Origin of the sequence: Alistipes sp. CAG:29 (assembly GCF_000435435.1) — a bacterium.
GTDB classification, from domain to species: Bacteria; Bacteroidota; Bacteroidia; order Bacteroidales; family Rikenellaceae; genus Alistipes; species Alistipes onderdonkii.
Map to the genome: position 1 here is coordinate 12,087 of NZ_FR893417.1, position 17,895 is coordinate 29,981.

Here is a 17,895-nt window from a genome sequence, read left to right on the forward strand (position 1 = left end):
ATATACTGCTGAACATTTCGGTGTCGAACGCCGACTCGCTGATGTACGAGGAGGTGGTGCGCATTCTGGAGTATATCCAGGCGCATGCCAGCGTGCAGGACGACAACGGCGTGATACACAACGCCAATATTATCTGGGGTACGAGCGAGAAGCCCCAGCTGGGCAACGCCATCGAACTGGTGGTGGTGGCCACGGGGTTCTCGGGCGATGCGTCCGTCGACGTGATGAAGCAGATCATCCCCCCGGCGCGTATCACGGAACCGGTGAAGGAGCCTGTGGCTCCCGTGCTGGAGCCGATCAAGCCCGTTGCGCCGCCGCAGCGGCCGCCCGAGCAGGTGATGCTCGGCGCCAAGTCAACCCGCTACAACAACATCGAACTGCTGCTGGCCAAACCGGCCTACCAGTCGCGCAACTCGAAGTTCATCGTGCAGATGCCCGGCGGACGCAAGGAGGTGCTGCGCGAGGAGTCCGAAAACAGCCAGCAGGCTGCCGATTCGCAGGGCGGATCGCTTTTTGACTAACTAAATCCGCGCAAGTTTGGAGAGTACCGCTTCATGGATCGCATTCAACGGGTTTTCGGGCCATATCGCCGTGCTGTGCGCGGTGACGTTGGGACTGCTGTGCGTTTCAGCGCTCGTATCGGGGGCTGAAACTTCGTTTTTCTCCCTGTCGCATAAGGATATCCGCCGCCTGCAGACGCGCACGACCGCTTCGGCGGAGGCGGTGTTGCACTTGCTGACGAATGTCGACGTGCTGCTGGCGACGATTCTGGTGGTCAACAACCTGGTGAATATCTGCATCGTCATCCTCGTGTCGGGTATCATCGACTCGGTTTTTACGTTCCTGCGTTTCGAGTTCCTGTTCAAGACCGTACTGGTGACTTTCCTGCTGCTGCTGTTCGGCGAGATACTGCCCAAAGTATTGGCGCAGACCATGCCGGTGCGTTTCGCGCAGTTCGCGGCACGGCCGCTCAGGGTGTTGCGGTGGATTTTCTATCCGCTCTCCTACATCCTGGTGCGCACGAGCAGCCGCATCAGCGAAAAGGCGGCGCACAAGAGCGAGATTTCGCTCGACGAACTGGCCGACGCCGTGGATATGACCCAGAGTTCGAGCCCCGAGGAGCATGTGATGCTGTCGGGGATCGTCAACTTCGTGAATACCGAGGTGCAGGAGATCATGAAACCCCGCGTGGACATTACGGCGCTCTCGGTGACGGACGATTACGAGACCGTCAAGCAGACGATCATCCGGTCGGGTTTTTCGCGTATCCCGGTATACGAAGAGGATATCGACAATATCAGGGGGACGCTCTATGTCAAGGATCTGCTCCCCTATATCAACCACGGCAACGAATTCGGCTGGCAGCAGTTGGTGCGCAAGCCCTATTTCGTGCCCGAGCATAAGAAGATCAACGACCTGCTGGGCGACTTCCAGTCGAACAAGGTGCACATGGCGATCGTCGTCGACGAGTACGGTTCGACGCTGGGGCTGGTGTCGCTGGAAGATATTATCGAGGAGATCGTGGGCGAGATTTCGGACGAAAGCGATGCCGACGAGAGTTTCTTCACGCGTCTCGACGAGAAGAGTTACCTCTTCGACGGCAAGAGCCACCTGGGCGATTTCGAACGGGTGCTGGGAATCGACGAGGAGACCTTTGCCGACGTAAAGGGCGATGCCGAGACCCTCGCCGGGCTGATGCTCGAACTCAAACGCGACTTCCCCCGCAAGGGCGATGTCTTTACGTCGCACGACATCCGTTTTACGGTGCAGGAGATGGACGGGCACCGTGTCGATAAAATCCGTGTGGACTTGCAGTGAACGATGGGAAAGGCACTCTTCATAGAGCCGCCGATGGACGAGGCCGGAGTAGCCGGGTGGGTGACATCCGACGAATTGGCCGAGGCCGGGCGTTTTGTGCGGGAGGGCCGGCGCCGGGAATACCTCACGTGGCGAGCCGTCGTCCGCCGGGAACTGGGGGCGGATGTGCGGATTGCCTATGATGCCGCCGGGGCCCCGGTCGTCGACAGGGACGGGGTATACGTCGGGGTTTCGCACTGCAGGGGGCGTGTGGCCGTCTGTCTGTCCGATGTCCCCTGCGCGGTCGACATCGAACCCGAGACGCGGGATTTCAGCCGTGCCGCGCCGCGTTACATGTCCCCCTCCGAGCTGGCGCTGTCCGGCGATCCGTTGCTGCCTGCCGCTGTCTGGTGCGCCAAGGAGGCGCTCTACAAATATGCCCGGCGCCCGGGGCTGGACTTGCTGCACGACCTGCGGGTGGAGGCGGTGGATTTTGCGGCTGGAACCGTTGTCGGGCGCATCGGCGGCGGGGAGGCGATCCGGCTCACGCTGCATCGTGCCGACGGGTTTATCACGGTATATACGGTATAGTTCCGGCGGGATTACCGCATGGGAAAGCCCCTCCTCGGGAGGGGCTTTCCCATATGTGTCCTGTTCGCGCGGCGCAGGCTCTTAGAAGGCTTCGGAGGCCGTGAAGAGGAAGGCCGAGGAGCGTTTGCGATCCCACGGCAGGTTTTGGTTGCCGTAGACGCCCCAGCCGTAGTCGAGGCGGATGTTCATCCGGTTCTTGAACTCGAACCGGTAGCCGCAGCCGAAGCTGTAAAGGGTGTTGTCCCAGCGGAATTTGTCGGTGCCCCAGACCTGTCCGCCGCCGATCCAGGCTACGACGCCGTGGCGGCGGTAGATTTTCTGGCGCAGCTCGATCTGCGTCTCGACGAGCCTTTTGTCGCGGTAGCGCCCTTCGTAGTAGCCGCGCATGCGTTCCATGCCGCCCATCTTGGCGTACATGTGCCACGAAGGGGTGCCGGCCGTGAAGTCGGCGTAGAGGTCGTAGGCGAAGATGGCGCCTTTCCAGAGTTTCCGGTAGAAGTCGAAGGTCAGGGTGAAGCGTCCGAAGTTGCGGCGCGTATTGCCCAGCCATTCGGGATACCACTTGGCTTCGGCCTTGATGAAGATGCCCCTCGAAGCGTTGAATGTCACGTCGCGCGTGTCGTATTGGGCGAAGAGGCCGAGGCTGGTGTTGAAGGCGTTCGGATTGTCGCCCGATTCGGTAATGTAATTCGAGAAGGGATCCTGCTTGGCCGGGTCGTAGCGCCCCTCCTGCCAGAGGGTGTAGAGTTCGCCCATCCTGCCACCCGGAACCGGCTTCCCGGCGTCTACGTCGGCTTTGACATTATTCATATAGGCGACCATGCCTGTGTCTTTGTACTTCGCCCCGGTGTAGTCGATGCCCCCGCTGACGCCGATGTAAAAGCGTCCGGCGAGCGCCGTGCAGTAGGAGATGCGGAAGATGCCCATCGTGGTGGTGAGCTCCTGTGCGTAGCCCTCCGCGCCGGCGTTGTAGCCCACGCCGTAGAAGGCCCCCGGAAAATAGACGAAGGCCCCGGCGTAGCTCAGGCGTTGTTTGTTGTGGTTGAAGATGTTGTCGCCCGAGAAGCGGAGCAGGACGAATTTTTCGGTCGTGACGTTGCCGTAGATCGAGATATTCGACGGGGCGGTCACGGAGTCCGTGCGGTCTATTCGGTAAAGCCCCGCCACGAGGAACCCGATGCCGAAGCCGACATCCGACGAATAGTTCGGGCCGGGGACGATGCTCCAGTCGATTTTCTTTTCGAACGTACGGTCGATATTCGAACGGCTGTAATAGTCGATGATGCGGCGTATGAAGCCTTTGCGTTGGGCAGGCGATGTGAGGGCTGCGGTGTCGGCGGGTTGTTTGGGGGAGCGGGCTGCGGCGCTTCCGATCTGGGACAGGGCTTCCTCGGTCGAGGGAAAGGAATCCATGTCCTTGTCGGGTTGCTGTCCTACGGCGGTATATGCTATCAGCAGCATGCAGACCGTTAAAATGGTTCTGTATCCCTTTTTCATTGATTGTTCGGTGAAAGGCGATCCAAAGATAGGAATTATTTTCCGTATGCGCAAAACGGCGGGCGGATGCCGGGGATGGACGCGGCTTTCCGGGATAAATGTTTATCTTTGCTGTAGCAACCCTCCCGTGTGCGGCTTTGCAGGCGGGGAGTCGGGTGCCTCTTTTACTGAATTTGACGATGCAGATAACCAGACCTGTCCCGGCCGCCGATCCCGTGGAATATACCGATGGTAGGGCGTTGACCGAAGGCGAAGAGATTGCCGGAGGCATTTTCCGCGGCATTGTTTTCCCGCACCTCGACCGGGAACATGTCTGGGTGCAGTCGTGTCTTTTCGCAGGCTGCCTTTTCCCGGCGTGCGTGTTGCGCGGATCGCATTTCACGGATGTGACCTTCCGGAACTGCGACCTGTCGAACGCCGACCTGACGGGGTGCAGTTTCCAGCGGGTGGAGTTCCTGGATTGCAAGCTCATGGGGACGAACCTCTCCGAAGCGACGATGCAGCATGTGGCCTTCGAGCGCTGCAAGGCGGAGTTCGCCAATTTCGCGCTGGGGCGCTTGCGTTTCGTGGCGCACAGTCAGGGAGTCATGCGGGGAGCCGTGTTCGACGAGTGCCGCCTGGAGAAGGCCTCCTTTTCGCGCTGCGACCTGACGCAGGGTGAATTCCGCGGCACGCGCCTGCGCGGGCTTTCGTTCGCGGATTCCGACATCCGGGGAATACGTGTCGGCGAGGTCGATTCGTTTGAAATAAAGGGTTTGAAGATCAATGCATTGCAGGCGGTTGACCTGGTGCGGCTGCTGGGGGTAGAGGTGGAGGAATAAGGGTTTATTCAAAAAATTTACATATTTCTTAAAAAATCTTAATAAAATATTTGGAAGTTTGCTTTTGCCGTAGTACTTTTGCCTCGTCTTAAATGATAAAATATTTTAAGAATTATTTAAAATTATTTAGTATGAAAGCAAGGATCAATGAGTGGTTACGCACCGCCCTGATTATGTTGGGAGAGAGCATCAAGTTGCGCGAGATGTAATATCTCCCTTTTATTTTCGGAAAAGAGTTAAAACTTCGATATACGAAAGCGGCCCGACTGTCAAAGTCGGGCCGCTTTTCATTTCGGGCTCCCTGCCGCCATGCGGCTGAGGCTTCTCAGGGGCGGTCGTTACGCCCGGGTTATTTGATGCCCAGTTTCTTGGCGATCTCCTTGGGCAGGGCGTGCTTGTTGACCATGACAGAGGTTGTCTTGTAAGCGACGAACGGGCGCGAGAAATACCAGAATCCGTCGTAGGGCGGACGTACGTCCCATGAATTCTGCACCTTGTAGTAGTGGTTGCCTGCCTGGTCGGTGGCCGTACCCATGATGACCATGCCGTGGTCGTCGGTGGTTTCGTAGTTGTCGAAAGCCACCTGACGCATCTCCTGGGTGATGTCGAGCTCCTTGCCCGGCTTGTCGAACTTGTAGAGTGCGTCATCCTTCTCCTTCTGCGTCAGTTTTCCCCAGCGCTCGGCTTCGGTGCCGCCCATGCCTTCGAGGTCGGCGGCCGGTACGATACCGATCGCTTTGGTGCGGCTGAATCCCTTTTCGCTTACGTCGGTGCCCCACGCGACGGGATAACCGTTCTCCAGTGCATTGTCCACGACGGCCATCATTTCGTCGAGCGGAAGGTTGTAGACCGTGCCCCACATCCAGTTATCGGGCACCTCGATGATGAACTGCGTATAGAAGGGGTGGTGTGTGAACGAACTGATGTCGATATAGTCGTCGATGTCGATCGGCAGCGAGGCGGCGAACGTCCGGGGCGTGTATTCCTTGCCCTGATAGGTGAAAGTCTCGGGCATCGGGCCGAAATATTCGTCCAGAATGGCGTTGAAACCCCGTTTCCAAGCCGTCGAGAGCGGCTTGTTCGAAGATTTGGTGCTGGCCTCCATCACTGCGTCGAGGTAGGCTTTCAGCACGCGCGAGAGTTCGTGGAAATCGGCTTTCTCGGTGCCGTAGTTGAAGCCCGGGTAGGCTTCGAACGGGACGATGCCGTAGTTGCGGATGCCTTCCGTCACGTCGCGCGAGGCCCCGCCTTCGGCGAAGTTGATCTCACCGTGCATGCGGATGTATTTCACGGCTTTTTCCATGAACGTATGGCGGACGATCCACATTTCGGAGAGGTGCACGGGGGCGCCTCCCGCACGCAGGATTTCCCCTTCGAGGAACGAAAGGGTCGAGTAGCACCAGCAGGTGCCGCTACGGCTCTGATCCTTGACCGGGGTCATGGGGATCAGTTTGACGTCGGTGAACCGGTAGCCTTCGGCGGCGGTCGTGTCGGGTGTCTGTGCCGCAGCCGCAAGTGCGGCGCAGAAGGCAACGAGGGTCAGCAGGAGTTTCTTCATTGCTTTAGGGTTTAGGTTGTGGGTGTTGCTATTTTTTCGAGTCGGCGACGATCTTCAGACAGTCGTCGAGCGTGAGCTCTTCGGGTTTGCTGCCCTTGGGCAAGCGGTAGTTCTTGCCCTTGTAGGCGATGTAGGCCCCGTAACGGCCGTTCTTGACCAGCATGTCGGGCTCTTCGGGGAAGCTCCGCAGCGGAGTGTTGGCCGCGGCGGCCGCCGCCTGCTGGGCATGGACGATCTCCACGGCCCGCTCGTAGGTAAGCGTGTAGGGGTCGTCGCCCTTCTGCAGCGATGCGAACGATTTGCCGTGGCGCACGTAGGGCCCGTATTTGCCGATGCCCACCGAGAGCTCTTCGCCGTCGAGCTGGCCCAGGTCGCGGGGCAGCGCGAAGAGCGCCAACGCCTCCTCGAGCGTGATCGACTCGATCAGCTGGCCCTTTTTGAGCGAGGCGAAGCGGCCTTTCTGCCCCTCCTCGCCTTCGATCTCGACCATCGGGCCGTAGCGGCCGATGCGTGCCTTGACGATATGCCCCGTCTTGGGGTCGTTGCCCAGGATGCGTGCCTGGCTCTTCTTGTCGGTCTGCGTGCCGATGGCCGTGTCGACCATCTGGTGGAAGGGGCCGTAGAAATCGTGGATCATCTTCACCCACGTGATGTCGCCGTCGGCGATGCGGTCGAATTCCTTTTCGACGCTGGCCGTGAAGTTATAGTCCATGATCGGCTTGAACTGCGTTTCGAGGTAGTCGTTGACGACCATGCCGATGTCCGTCGGCGAAAGGCGGTTCTTCTCCTTGCCGTAGCTTTCCGAGAGGTTTTTCGTGGCGAGCTTGTCGCCCGTGAGGGTCATTTGCACGTAGTTGCGTTTCTGCCCCTCCCTGTTTTGCTTGACCACGTAGCCGCGGTTGATGATCGTCGTGATGGTCGGCGCGTAGGTCGAGGGGCGTCCGATGCCCAGCTCCTCGAGGCGCTTGACGAGCGAAGCCTCGTTGTAGCGTGCCGGGGCCTGCGTGAAGCGTTCCGTGGCGGTGATCTGCGTCGAAAGCAGTTCGTCGCCCTGTGCCATTTTCGGGAGCAGCCCTTCGCCGCTTTCGGCGGCCTGGTCGTCGTCCGTGGATTCGGAGTAGAGGCGCAGGAAGCCGTCGAAGCGGACGACTTCGCCCGTGGCGACGAATTGCTGCGACGACCCCGACATGTCGATCACGATGGTTGTGCGGTCGAGTTCGGCGCAGACCATCTGCGAGGCTACGGTGCGCTTCCAGATCAGGTCGTAGAGTTTCTTTTCGGCCGGGGTGCCCTCGATTGACTGCCGGTCAATATACGACGGGCGGATGGCTTCGTGCGCCTCCTGGGCACCCTTGGTCTTGGTCTTGTAGTTATGCCACGACGAATATTTTTCGCCGTAGAGTCTGGTGATCTCCTCTTTGCACTGGGTCAGTGCTTGTTGCGAGAGGTTTACCGAGTCGGTACGCATGTAGGTGATGAGACCCTGCTCGTAGAGGTGCTGGGCGACGGACATCGTCTGCGAAACGGACATTCCCAGCTTGCGGCCCGCCTCCTGCTGGAGCGTGGAGGTCGTGAAGGGCGGTGCCGGGAAACGCTGTGCGGGTTTCTCTTCGGCTTTCGACACGGTGAATGTGGCGCCGATGCAACTGCGGAGGAATGCCTCGGCCTCGGCCTGCGTTTCGAAGCGCGACGGGAGTTCGGCCTTGAAGAGGGTCTTTTCGGGGTCGTTGGCCGCGTAGAACTGTGCCACGACGCGGAAATAGGGTGCCGAGCGGAAGGCGATGATCTCGCGCTCGCGCTCGACGATCAGCCGTACGGCGACGCTCTGCACGCGGCCGGCCGAAAGCGACGGCCGCACTTTCTTCCACAGCACGGGCGAAAGCTCGAAACCGACCAGGCGGTCGAGGATACGGCGTGCCTGCTGTGCGTTGACCAGATCCATGTTGACCGTGCGGGGGTTCTCGATGGCTTCGAGGATCGCCCGCTTGGTGATTTCGTGGAAGACGATGCGCTTGGTCTGGTCGACGGGGAGCCCCAACACTTCGGTCAGGTGCCATGCGATGGCTTCTCCTTCGCGGTCTTCATCGGACGCCAGCCATACGGTCTTGCTCTTGGCCAGCTTGGTCAGTTCGTCCACCACTTTCTTCTTGTCGCCCGGGATTTCATAGACGGGCCTGAACTCGTCGTCGATATTGATACCCAGGTCTTTTTTCGACAGGTCGCGGATGTGTCCGAAACTCGACTTGACGATATAGTCCTTGCCGAGGAACTTCTCGATGGTTTTGGCCTTGGCGGGGGACTCGACGATTACTAAATTTTCCTGCATGCGTTCTTTATGGCTTTTCTGAAATGCGAAAACCTAAGCATGAGTACTTAGGTTTCGCATTCCGTGCTGTTGATCCTTTATTTGACCAGGGTATAGGCGATGTCGATCTTGATCGGGGCATCCTCCTTGGTCAGCGATCCGTCCGAAGGCGTCATACCCTGCATCACGCTGTAATTCTGGGTGTAGAGGCCGTATGCCTCGGGCCCCATGTACATAGTCCTGGTTTTGATTCTCTCGGCGATCTCTTCCCACGGGGCGTTCTCGCCCAGCTCCTCCACGGCCTCCTGGTAGTAGTTCCACATGCTCTGCACGTGGCCCGTGATGTCCATCACGTAGCAGCCCCGGCTGCGGTTGATGTAACCGCCGTAGGTCAGCGTCGTGCTGTAGGTCTTCTCGTAGGCATAGGCGTAGTCGGTGATGCCCGAGAGCTTTTTGTAATTGGTATAGAGGCCCAGGCGGCTCTGCGAGGCGTCCATCTGCTCGATCATGTGCTTCACGTCGGTCAGGTTCTGCCAGTCGTAGTTGCTGCCCGCGAAATAGACCGACATCCGGGCCTGGTTGATGGCCAGGGTATTGAACTCCTTGGCGGAAGCGGCGTTCTCGTCCTTGATGATCTGCGCCAGCTGCCTGAAGAACTCCTCGGTGAAGGTCATTTCCGTTACGACGCCGCCCATGCCCTCGACGTAGACCTGCTTGCTGAGGGGGCGGTTCTCGTTGGTTTCGACCGCATCCGCGATGTCGAACCTCTGCGGAGAGGTGGCTTTCGAGTAGTCGTGGCGGATGGTGTTGACCGACACGTTGCCGTAGTCGACCGAAGAGTCGTAGAAAATGTAGGGGATCGAGAGCGTGTCGGCGATCAGCGTAGGGTCGCTCTCCAGGCGGTTACGCCCGTAGATCGCAAAGCCCGAAGCGTCGAGCGACGTGGCGTAGATGTTGCCCTTGTTGGGGGACGTCTGGTCGACGGCCGGGACGATGTAGAGCCCCTTGAATTCGGCGACCCACTGCTCGAGGCTGTCGAGGCTGTAAATCGAATAGTCGCCCTTGTACGTGCCCTCCTGAAGCATCAGGCGGTTGATGAATTCCCGTCCCTTCTGGGTCGGTTTCATGGTGGCGTACGTGGTGGCGGGACCCGTCTTCTCTCCGTCGGGGAAGGTGAACGTGAAGAGCACCTCGTTGCCTACGGCGCCCGCCTTGACGGGGTCGAAATTGAGGTAGAAGGTCGTGTCGCGCTCGGACTTTCCGCTTTCGACGGGTTTCTCGGTCAGGTATTTGTTGCTGACGACCTCGTATACGTTGTAGAGCTGCGGGGTAAGCGTGTCGCTCCCGTAGCTGGAGATGGAAAGCAGGATGATCGCCGAGTCGAGGATCGGGCGGAACCCGAAATATCCCGAATCGATTTCATAGGGGATGTATTGCGTGAGGAACCCTGCCGTGCGCAGTCCGAACGTGTCGCTGAGCATCGAACCCATGTACCCGTAGCTGAGGTTCGACGTGATGAGCGAGTCGGTCTGGTAAAGCCGCGTCTCGACATAGCGCCTGGGGTTGAGATCCCCCGTCAGCGTCAGGGCGCCGAATGTCTGGTAACCCGCTTTCATCTGCTGGTTGTCCGGCACGAGGTTCGACCCCAGTGTGTCGTCGACCTTGGTGCAGCCCGCGAATGTCATCGCAGCGACGACCGTCACGACGGCGGCGGCGCGGAGCAAACGGCGGAAATTATTGAATCGCTTCATAGAATCGGTTGTAATTATCGAAAAAGTCCGCTGCCTCGGGCGACTGGTATTCGAGCATCGGTTTCCCGCTCGCACGGGCGATCTCCAATACCTTGGGGTCGGCATCTGCGGAAGCTGCGACCACACCGTCGGCATATTCCATAACGAAGCGGCAGAGGTTTTCGTATGACGGGACGTCGAGAATTGCGAGATTTTTATCCTTGACCCCCTCGCCGGCGATCTTCGCGGCGAAGCCCTTGTCCAGTTCCCCGGGGAAGCCGTCGGCGTAGAGCGAGACGACGACTTTCACGTCGCGGAAAATCGGGTCGTCGGCGAAGACCCGTTTCAGGTAGACCGGGATCACTCCCGAGAACCAGCCGTGGCAATGGACTATGGTCGGCGTCCAGCGCAGTTTTTTGACCGTTTCCAGCACGCCGCGGGCAAAGAAGATGGCCCGTTCGTCGTTGTCGGGGAATTCCGCCCCTTCGCTGTCGGTCAGCACGGCCTTGCGCGAGAAATAGTCGTCGTTGTCGATGAAATAGATCTGCACGCGCGCCGCGGGGATCGAGGCCACCTTGATGATGAGCTGGTGGTCGTTGTCGTCGATGATGAGGTTCATGCCCGAAAGACGTATTACCTCGTGGAGCTGGTGCCGGCGTTCGTTGATACAGCCGTAGCGCGGCATGAAGGTACGGATTTCGTTCCCACGCTCCTGCATCGCCTGCGTGAGAGCGCGGCAAAGTCCGGAAGCCTCCGTCTCTGGAAGATAGGGTGTAATCTCCTGACAGACGTACAGAATCTTATTTGCCATGGTTCGAGTATTTGATCTTTCGCGGTCTATTGTGCAAAGATAGTGAAAAAATCTTAAAGAATGAGCATCGCGTCCCCGTAAGTGCCGAATCGGTACCCTTCTTCCTTGGCTATCTTATAGGCGTTCATGATCGTTTCGTAGCCGCCGAACGCCGCAACCATCATCAGCTGGGTGGAGTAAGGCAGATGGAAATTGGTCACCATGGCGTCGGCCACCGTGAACTCGTAGGGCGCGAAGATGAACTTGTTCGTCCATCCTTCCATCGGCTTGATCATGCCGTTGGTCGAGACCGCCGTTTCGAGGGTGCGCATGACGGTCGTGCCGATGGCTGCGACCTTGCGCCCGTTGCGCTTGGCCTCGTTCACCGCCCCGGCAGCCTCTTCGGTCACGAAGAACTGTTCGGAGTCCATCTTGTGCTTCGAGAGGTCTTCGACGTCGACCGTACGGAAGTTGCCCAGCCCGACGTGCAGCGTGACGAACGCACGGTCGATGCCCTTGATCTCCATGCGCTTCATCAGGTGCTTCGAGAAGTGCATGCCGGCCGTCGGGGCGGCAACGGCGCCTTCGTGCTCGGCGAAGATCGTCTGGTAGCGCTCGGCGTCCTCGGGTTCGACCTTGTCGCGCACCCATTTGGGCAGCGGTGTCTCGCCCAGGCTGAAAAGCGTCTGCTTGAACTCCTCGTAGGAGCCGTCGAACAGGAAGCGCAGCGTGCGCCCGCGCGAGGTCGTATTGTCGATCACCTCGGCCACCAGCAGGTCGTCGTCGCCGAAGTAGAGCTTGTTGCCGATGCGGATCTTGCGGGCCGGGTCGACCAGCACGTCCCAGAGCCGCAGTTCGCGGTTCAGTTCGCGCAGCAGGAAGATCTCGATCTCGGCACCCGTCTTCTCCTTGTTGCCGTAGAGGCGTGCCGGGAAGACTTTGGTGTCGTTGAATACGAAGAGGTCTTTTTCGTCGAAGTATTCGATGATGTCTTTGAAAATACGGTGTTCGATGGTGCCTTTGGCGCGGTCGATGACCATCAGGCGCGAATCGTCCCGGTTTTCCGTCGGGTGTTTCGCCAGCATTTCGGGGGCGAAATCATACCCGTATTGCGATAATTTCATAGGTGGAATACTCTATTTTACGTTCGAAATAAACAACACAGATTAATTTCTATACGCAAAAAAGCCTATTTTGTTTCAAGTTCCTGCAATTTTTTTAGAAAATCATCGAGGCTGTGGGCGTTTTCGACCCTGAAGCCGCCGCTGCGCGTCCGGCAAAGGGAAGTCAGGTGCGCGCCGCTTTCGAGCGCCTGCCCGATTTCGTGGGCCAGCGAACGGATGTAGGTGCCCTTGCTGCATCGTACGCGGATGCGGATGCGCGGCAGGTCGTACTCTTCGAGCTGCATTTCGTAGATGTGGACGAGCGCCTTGCGCATTTCGACCTCCTCGCCCGCTCGAGCCAGTTCGTAGGCCCGCATGCCGTCGATCTTTTTGGCCGAATAGACCGGCGGAGACTGGAGGCGTTCGCCCGAGAGTGCGGCGAGGGCTTCGAGTACCTTCCCGCGCGTGATGTGCTGCGTGGGGAAGGTCGCGTCGACGGGATGTTCGAGGTCGTAGCTGGGGGTCGTGGCACCCAGCATGACGTCGGCCACGTACTCCTTCTCCTCGGCCTGCAGGGCGTCGACCATCTTGGTGGCGCGGCCGATGCAGACCAAAAGGACGCCCGTGGCCAGCGGGTCGAGCGTGCCCGCGTGGCCGACCTTGATCTTGCGGTAGCCGAGCCTGCGGAGCGCGGACTTGATCTTGCGTACGACGTCGGTGGACGTCCAGCTCAGGGGCTTGTCGATGACGGCGATGTAGCCCTCCTCGAAGTTGAGGCCCCGCAGGTCGAGTGTCTCCTTCATCAGCAGAAATAGCTTAGGATGGATACCAGGCCGGCCAGCGCGCAGTAGAGCGAGAACCAGATGAGCTTGCCCCGCTTGACGATCTCGATCATGAATTTGCAGGCCAGGCACCCCGTGATGAACGAGGCTGCGAACCCGGCGGCGAGCGTGCCCGTGGCGATGCCGGCCGTGAGATCGCCGCTTGCGGCTTCGAGCAGCGTTTCGCCCAGGATCGGCGCCAGCACCATCAGGAACGAGAATTGTGCCACGGCGGCCTTTTTGTTGCCCAGCAACAGTCCGGTGGCGATGGTCGTCCCCGAACGCGATAGCCCCGGCATGGCGGCGCAGGCCTGCGCCAGGCCGATGATCAGGGCGTCGCGGTAGGAGATGGTCTCCTTCTGGCGCGGCTTGGCGTAGTAGGCGAAAGCCAGCAGCGTCGCGGTAAGCAGCAGCATGGCGCCCACGATCACCAGGATGTAGGGGGCGTCGAGCATGGCGTTGATCCGGTCTTTGAAGAGGAAGCCGATGACCCCGATGGGGATCATCGAAAGTACGAGCTTCAGCACGTAGGCCTGCTCGGCGTTGAAGCGGCGCGAAAAGAGCCCCTTCAGGAGGCGCCAGACCTCGCTCCAGAGCACCACGATGGTGCTCAGTACGGTGGCGGCGTGGAGCGCCACGTCGAACGTGAGGTTTTCTTCCAGTTCCACGCCGAGCAGCTCCTTGGCGATCTGCAGGTGGCCGCTGCTCGACACGGGCAGGAATTCCGTAATGCCCTGCACGATACCGAGCAGGATGGCTTGTAAGGTGTCCATAACTGATTTAAGCGGGTATATCTCCTGTGCCGTCGCGCCGCACCGGGAGTCCCGGTGCGGGGGCGCGCTGTGCCTCGGCCGGAACGGGCCGCCGGAGGCCGGGCGCCGGGACGGCCGGGCGGATTATTTTTCGAAGCGTTTCATGATGGCGTAGATCTCGATGACGAAACCGCCGATGACCAGGATCGGGGCCAGCGTGATGCGGCGCCACGAGAACATGGCGTAGTTGAATTCGTCGGGCGAATCGCTGCCGCCGCCGGCCATCAGCACGAAGCCCAGGAGGATGACGGCGAACCCGACGGCCAGCAGAATGTAGTTGCGGCGGGTCAGGGGCATACGGGGATTTTCCTGTTCCGGAGGGGTGTTATTGGCTTTTTTCATTTAATAAAGGTATATCTTGTTCGACTTCATGTTGATGAATTTGTTCAGCGCGAGGATCGTGAAAAGCCCCGAGATTACGATGCCCCCGGCAATCATCGCGCCGAGGATGATGGCGACCTTGCCCGCCTCGGCGATCGTCAGCAGTTCGGGGACGGCTTCGTTGAGCCCGTAGACCGAAAGCCCGAACAGCAGCGAGGCTCCCAGTCCGGCCAGGATGCCCTGCGTGATGCTGCTGCCGAGGAAGGGCTTCATGATGAACCACTTGGTGGCGCCGACGAGTTTCATGGTATTGATCAGGTAGCGCTTCGAGAAGATGGCCAGCCGGATGGTGTTGCCCAGCAGGATCAGCGAAATGACGAGCAGCGCCCCGCCGAAGAGCACCAGCACCAGCCGGATTTTGCCTACCGTGGCGTGCAGCCGTTCGGCCATCAGCGCCGGGTAGCTCACCCGTTCGACCCCCGCGATCTTCGAGATGCCGGCGATGAAGCCGTCGAGCAGCTCCTTGTCGGCCGAGGCGGCCGTGAGGGTCAGCTCGAACGAGTCGAGCAGCGGGTTTTCGTCCAGGATTTCCTCGAATTCGCTGGCGAACATCTTGCGGAACTCGGCGTCCTCGATCTTCTCCTCCTTGCCGACGTAGGCGATCGTCGCCACGAGGTCTTCGGCCGTGAGCTGCCGGTTGACTGCGTCCTTCTGTTCGTCCGAAAGCCCGTTTTCCAGCTCCACGGTCACGGCGATGCTCTCCTGCAGGGTGTCGGCGACCTTCATCGCCGCGACCATCAGGTAGCCCACCGAGCCCAGCAGGAACAACACGAGCGTGATGCTCACCGTCGATACGATGTAGGAGTTGCGGACTTTTCGCTTCAGTCGCTTGTCGTCTTTCATAGCCGAAATGCTTTTTCGACGGCTCTTTTCCGTCGTCCGATTCATTCACGGCGTTTCGCCGTGTTTATAAGTCTGACCCACCCCTAAACCCCCGCCTCGGCGGGGGTTTGTCCTGGCGGGATTCGTATGTTATTCGTCCGGATTATTCTCTTTCCTCTTTTGTCGAATCCAATAAACAATTGCAGCGGCAGCTCCGAGCAGGATCACGAGCGACGAGACGAGCGTCACGGCTTCGGCCGCCGTCCATCCCGGGGCGCGGAATTTCCATTCGACGGTATGTTGCCCGGCAGGCAGCCTCATGGCGCGGAGCACGTAGTCGGCCCGGAAACAGGGGGCTTCCGCGCCGTCGACGTAGGCCGTCCAGCCGTAGGGGTAGAAGATCTCGGAGAATACCGCCACGCTCTCTGCGGGGGCGGTGTATTCGTACTTGAGGTAGTTGGGACGGTATTCCGTGAGGGCGATGGTGCGTACGGCCGCCGTGTCGGCGGGGGACGCCGTCCAGCCCTGCGTGTACGGCTTGTCTTTTTCTGCGATTACGGCGGTTCGTTTCAGGTCGGTTTCCCCGAGCAGGTCGATCTCCTGTTGCGGACTCCCCGCCACGGCGATCGTGTCGACGAACCAGGCGGCGCCGTTGGCTGTCGGGCGGAGCACCGCTTCGGGCTGTCCGCCGTCGCCTGGCACGATCAGGTAGCGCGTGTTGAGCATGTCCAGAACGGCGTCGTTGCGGTAGCTCAGGTAGCGGTCGATCAGATCCTGGTAACGGGCCAGCTTGGCGCCGTGGTAGCCGCCTACGGAGCGGTGGAAATAGGAGGTCGTAGCGTCCTGGAAGGGGCTGACCGTGAGGTTGAAGACGCGGAACCCCGGCTCCTTGTCGGCCATGATCGCCTTGTCGGCGGCCGTGGCCGTGACCTGGTGCTGGCGCGCCGAAATGAAGTTGTCGTGCGAAATGAACCGCAAGTCGACCGGCACCAGGTCGAGCAGCATCACGGCGGCGAGCAGTGCCGTGAGCACGTATTTGTTGATCCGGCGCAGGGCGAACAGCGCTACGCCGCCCGCTGCGAGCAGGATCATCAGCAGCGAGCGCCATGCGTCGGCCTGCATCATGGAGGCGCGTTCGGCAGCCATGGCATTGCCCGTGGCGATGCCCATTTCGGCATCCATGCCGCGCTGGAGGTAATCCTGCATGTTGTTGGCCTCGAACAACTGGCGGAACTGTTCGGTCATCATCCCGGTGCTTTCCGCGCGGCCGAAATCGAAGAACGCGCTGCCGGCGACGGCCAGCAACAAACAGAGCCCGCCCGTGACGCCCGCGGCCCATGCCAGCGCCCGCAGCAGCCTCTGGCGCGGGATCTCCCCGCGCCACAGCCGCATGAGTGCCAGTGCTCCCAGCAGCGGCACGGCCCATTGGACGACGACGAGCGCCATCGAGACGGTGCGGAACTTATTGTAGCCGGGCAGCAGGTCGAAGGCCAGTTGGGTGAACCACATTAGGTTGCGTCCCCATGCCAGCAGGAGCATCAGCACCGAGACGGCGACGATCCACCATTTGTTGCGTCCGCGTGCCAGGGCGATGCCCAGCGCTGCGAGGAAAATGGCCGCGGCGCCCAGGTAGGTCGGGCCGCCGGTGTAGGGCTGGCTGCCCCAGTAGGCCGGCAGCTGCTGTGCGGCGCCGCGCAGCCCGTATTCGTTCAGTACGGCAGCCACCTCGCCGTCGGGCGAGAAGGTCGTGCCCGATTCGCGCCCCATGAAGTCGGGGATCAGCAGGTTCAGGCTCTCCGTACGTCCGTAGCTCCAGGCCGTGGCGTAGTCGAGCGCCAGCCCGTCCTGCGAAGTCTCGGAGGTCGAGGCCAGTTCGGAGCCGCCGCGCATGGTCTCTTTGGAGTGGCTGGCGGTGTACCACAGGGGCGAGAAATTCGACCCTGCGGCGAGTATGCCTGCGGCGGCGAGTACCGCCGTGCGTTTCCAGAAGTCCCCGAGGTGTTTCTCCCTGAAGGCCGCGATCCCCTCGCTGATCCAGAAGGCGGACATGGCCAGGAGGAAATAGTAGGTGATCTGCGGGTGGTTGGCGCCGATTTCGAGCGACGCCGTGAGCGCCGTGAGCGCACCGCCCGCCCACATGTTTCCCCGCAGGGTCATCCACGCACCGCCCATCATCAGCGGGGCATAGACCAGCGCCCACATCTTGGTGATGTGCCCGGCGCCTATGATCAGCAGGAAATAGGTCGAGAGCCCGTAGGCCAGCGCCGGGACGATGCCGACCCAGGGGTCGACGCCGAAGACGAGCAGCATCAGCCACATGGCAGTCATGGCGAAGAAGAGGAAGGCCGCGGGCGTGTCGATGAGTTTCACGACCTGTCCCACGGTGCGCTTGACGATCTGCGCGGGGTAGGCCACGTTGATCAAAAAGGCGGGCATGCCGCCGAACATGCCGCCCGTCCACTGGGGGTCTTCGCCCGTGGCCGCGCGCATGTCGCTGATGTCCTTTGCCATGCCTTCGTACTGCACCACGTCGTGCTGGGGCAGTACTTCGCCGCGGAATTGCGGGGCGAAATAGGCCGCGCTCACCACGAAGAAGACGACGAGCGCCGCCGCTGCCGGCGCCAGCCGGCGTATGATCGTTTTCGAAAAATCCATTTTCCCTGTCGTTAACCGTTGCCAAGGATAGTGCAGGGCGGGAGAAGTGCCGAATTTGTTCGGGCATTCCCGGGCTGCAGCCTGTCCCGGTGAAAGATCCAAGTTTCGCAAAGGTACGAAAAAACATTTACTTGACGAGTCGCGATTGCGAAAAATCACTATCTTTGCCAAAGATATGCGGCGACCCGGTGTGCGGGATGTCCGGATTATCC

At 60.2% G+C, this 17,895-nt stretch carries 14 protein-coding genes and 1 pseudogene; 4 read left to right on the forward strand and 11 right to left on the reverse strand.

The window, feature by feature from the left end; translation table 11 throughout:
• From QVP03_RS02570 to QVP03_RS02580, 3 genes and pseudogenes are all read left to right on the forward strand, one after another.
• Nucleotides 1–521: pseudogene (locus QVP03_RS02570) on the forward strand (cell division protein FtsZ); the annotation flags it as partial.
• A 16-nt stretch (nt 522–537) separates the two neighbouring features.
• Nucleotides 538–1,818: a gliding motility-associated protein GldE gene (gene gldE, locus QVP03_RS02575; RefSeq protein WP_018696530.1), complete on the forward strand. Its 1,281-nt coding sequence runs from the start codon at nt 538–540 to the stop codon at nt 1,816–1,818.
• A 3-nt stretch (nt 1,819–1,821) separates the two neighbouring features.
• Nucleotides 1,822–2,388, forward strand: a complete 567-nt coding sequence (locus QVP03_RS02580; RefSeq protein ID WP_022332087.1) for a 4'-phosphopantetheinyl transferase family protein — start codon at nt 1,822–1,824, stop codon at nt 2,386–2,388.
• 81 nt (nt 2,389–2,469) lie between these two features.
• On the opposite strand, the gene QVP03_RS02585 is transcribed toward QVP03_RS02580, so the two are convergent.
• The gene (locus QVP03_RS02585; protein WP_022332088.1) at nt 2,470–3,885 is read right to left on the reverse strand and encodes a BamA/TamA family outer membrane protein; all 1,416 of its coding nucleotides are present in this window, start codon (nt 3,883–3,885) and stop codon (nt 2,470–2,472) included.
• Between the two features lie 179 nt (nt 3,886–4,064).
• On the opposite strand from QVP03_RS02585, the gene QVP03_RS02590 reads away from it, so the two are divergent.
• Complete coding sequence (locus QVP03_RS02590; RefSeq protein WP_022332089.1) at nt 4,065–4,706, forward strand: pentapeptide repeat-containing protein; 642 nt, start codon at nt 4,065–4,067, stop codon at nt 4,704–4,706.
• A gap of 349 nt (nt 4,707–5,055) precedes the next feature.
• On the opposite strand, the gene QVP03_RS02595 is transcribed toward QVP03_RS02590, so the two are convergent.
• The 10 genes from QVP03_RS02595 to QVP03_RS02640 form a co-directional block, all read right to left on the reverse strand.
• Nucleotides 5,056–6,264, reverse strand: coding sequence for a C1 family peptidase (locus QVP03_RS02595; RefSeq protein ID WP_022332090.1), 1,209 nt, complete (start codon nt 6,262–6,264; stop codon nt 5,056–5,058).
• A gap of 28 nt (nt 6,265–6,292) precedes the next feature.
• Nucleotides 6,293–8,590 (reverse strand): type I DNA topoisomerase, encoded by a 2,298-nt coding sequence (topA, locus tag QVP03_RS02600; RefSeq protein WP_022332091.1) that lies wholly within the window; start codon nt 8,588–8,590, stop codon nt 6,293–6,295.
• 77 nt (nt 8,591–8,667) lie between these two features.
• A complete protein-coding gene (locus QVP03_RS02605; RefSeq protein ID WP_195611071.1) occupies nt 8,668–10,320 on the reverse strand; it encodes a DUF4270 family protein in 1,653 nt (550 codons plus the stop codon).
• Nucleotides 10,304–11,110 carry a glycogen/starch synthase gene (locus QVP03_RS02610; protein ID WP_022332093.1) on the reverse strand — a complete coding sequence of 269 codons (807 nt, stop codon included), beginning with the start codon at nt 11,108–11,110 and terminating at the stop codon, nt 10,304–10,306. The genes QVP03_RS02605 and QVP03_RS02610 overlap by 17 nt, the downstream gene beginning before the upstream one ends.
• A gap of 53 nt (nt 11,111–11,163) precedes the next feature.
• On the reverse strand, nt 11,164–12,213 hold the full coding sequence (queA, locus tag QVP03_RS02615) for a tRNA preQ1(34) S-adenosylmethionine ribosyltransferase-isomerase QueA (RefSeq protein ID WP_018696521.1): 1,050 nt from the start codon (nt 12,211–12,213) through the stop codon (nt 11,164–11,166).
• A 65-nt stretch (nt 12,214–12,278) separates the two neighbouring features.
• On the reverse strand, nt 12,279–12,995 hold the full coding sequence (truB, locus tag QVP03_RS02620; RefSeq protein ID WP_022332094.1) for a tRNA pseudouridine(55) synthase TruB: 717 nt from the start codon (nt 12,993–12,995) through the stop codon (nt 12,279–12,281).
• Complete coding sequence (locus QVP03_RS02625; protein WP_022332095.1) at nt 12,995–13,786, reverse strand: undecaprenyl-diphosphate phosphatase; 792 nt, start codon at nt 13,784–13,786, stop codon at nt 12,995–12,997. Before QVP03_RS02625 ends, truB begins: the two co-directional genes overlap by 1 nt.
• Before the next feature lie 123 nt (nt 13,787–13,909).
• Nucleotides 13,910–14,167 (reverse strand): DUF3098 domain-containing protein, encoded by a 258-nt coding sequence (locus tag QVP03_RS02630; protein ID WP_018696518.1) that lies wholly within the window; start codon nt 14,165–14,167, stop codon nt 13,910–13,912.
• Nucleotides 14,168–15,049 (reverse strand): cell division protein FtsX, encoded by an 882-nt coding sequence (locus tag QVP03_RS02635; protein ID WP_018696517.1) that lies wholly within the window; start codon nt 15,047–15,049, stop codon nt 14,168–14,170.
• Between the two features lie 129 nt (nt 15,050–15,178).
• Nucleotides 15,179–17,683 carry a YfhO family protein gene (locus QVP03_RS02640; RefSeq protein WP_022332096.1) on the reverse strand — a complete coding sequence of 835 codons (2,505 nt, stop codon included), beginning with the start codon at nt 17,681–17,683 and terminating at the stop codon, nt 15,179–15,181.
• Nucleotides 17,684–17,895: the final 212 nt, after the last annotated feature.

Coding starts and splice junctions, on each gene's coding strand:
- QVP03_RS02630 (WP_018696518.1), bottom strand. CDS start 14,167: ATGAAAAAAGCCAATAACACCCCTCCGGAACAGGAAAATCCCCGTATG.
- QVP03_RS02605 (WP_195611071.1), bottom strand. CDS start 10,320: ATGAAGCGATTCAATAATTTCCGCCGTTTGCTCCGCGCCGCCGCCGTC.
- QVP03_RS02610 (WP_022332093.1), bottom strand. CDS start 11,110: ATGGCAAATAAGATTCTGTACGTCTGTCAGGAGATTACACCCTATCTT.
- QVP03_RS02585 (WP_022332088.1), bottom strand. CDS start 3,885: ATGAAAAAGGGATACAGAACCATTTTAACGGTCTGCATGCTGCTGATA.
- queA (WP_018696521.1), bottom strand. CDS start 12,213: ATGAAATTATCGCAATACGGGTATGATTTCGCCCCCGAAATGCTGGCG.
- QVP03_RS02635 (WP_018696517.1), bottom strand. CDS start 15,049: ATGAAAGACGACAAGCGACTGAAGCGAAAAGTCCGCAACTCCTACATC.
- QVP03_RS02595 (WP_022332090.1), bottom strand. CDS start 6,264: ATGAAGAAACTCCTGCTGACCCTCGTTGCCTTCTGCGCCGCACTTGCG.
- truB (WP_022332094.1), bottom strand. CDS start 12,995: ATGAAGGAGACACTCGACCTGCGGGGCCTCAACTTCGAGGAGGGCTAC.
- QVP03_RS02580 (WP_022332087.1), top strand. CDS start 1,822: ATGGGAAAGGCACTCTTCATAGAGCCGCCGATGGACGAGGCCGGAGTA.
- QVP03_RS02625 (WP_022332095.1), bottom strand. CDS start 13,786: ATGGACACCTTACAAGCCATCCTGCTCGGTATCGTGCAGGGCATTACG.
- topA (WP_022332091.1), bottom strand. CDS start 8,590: ATGCAGGAAAATTTAGTAATCGTCGAGTCCCCCGCCAAGGCCAAAACC.
- QVP03_RS02640 (WP_022332096.1), bottom strand. CDS start 17,683: ATGGATTTTTCGAAAACGATCATACGCCGGCTGGCGCCGGCAGCGGCG.
- QVP03_RS02590 (WP_022332089.1), top strand. CDS start 4,065: ATGCAGATAACCAGACCTGTCCCGGCCGCCGATCCCGTGGAATATACC.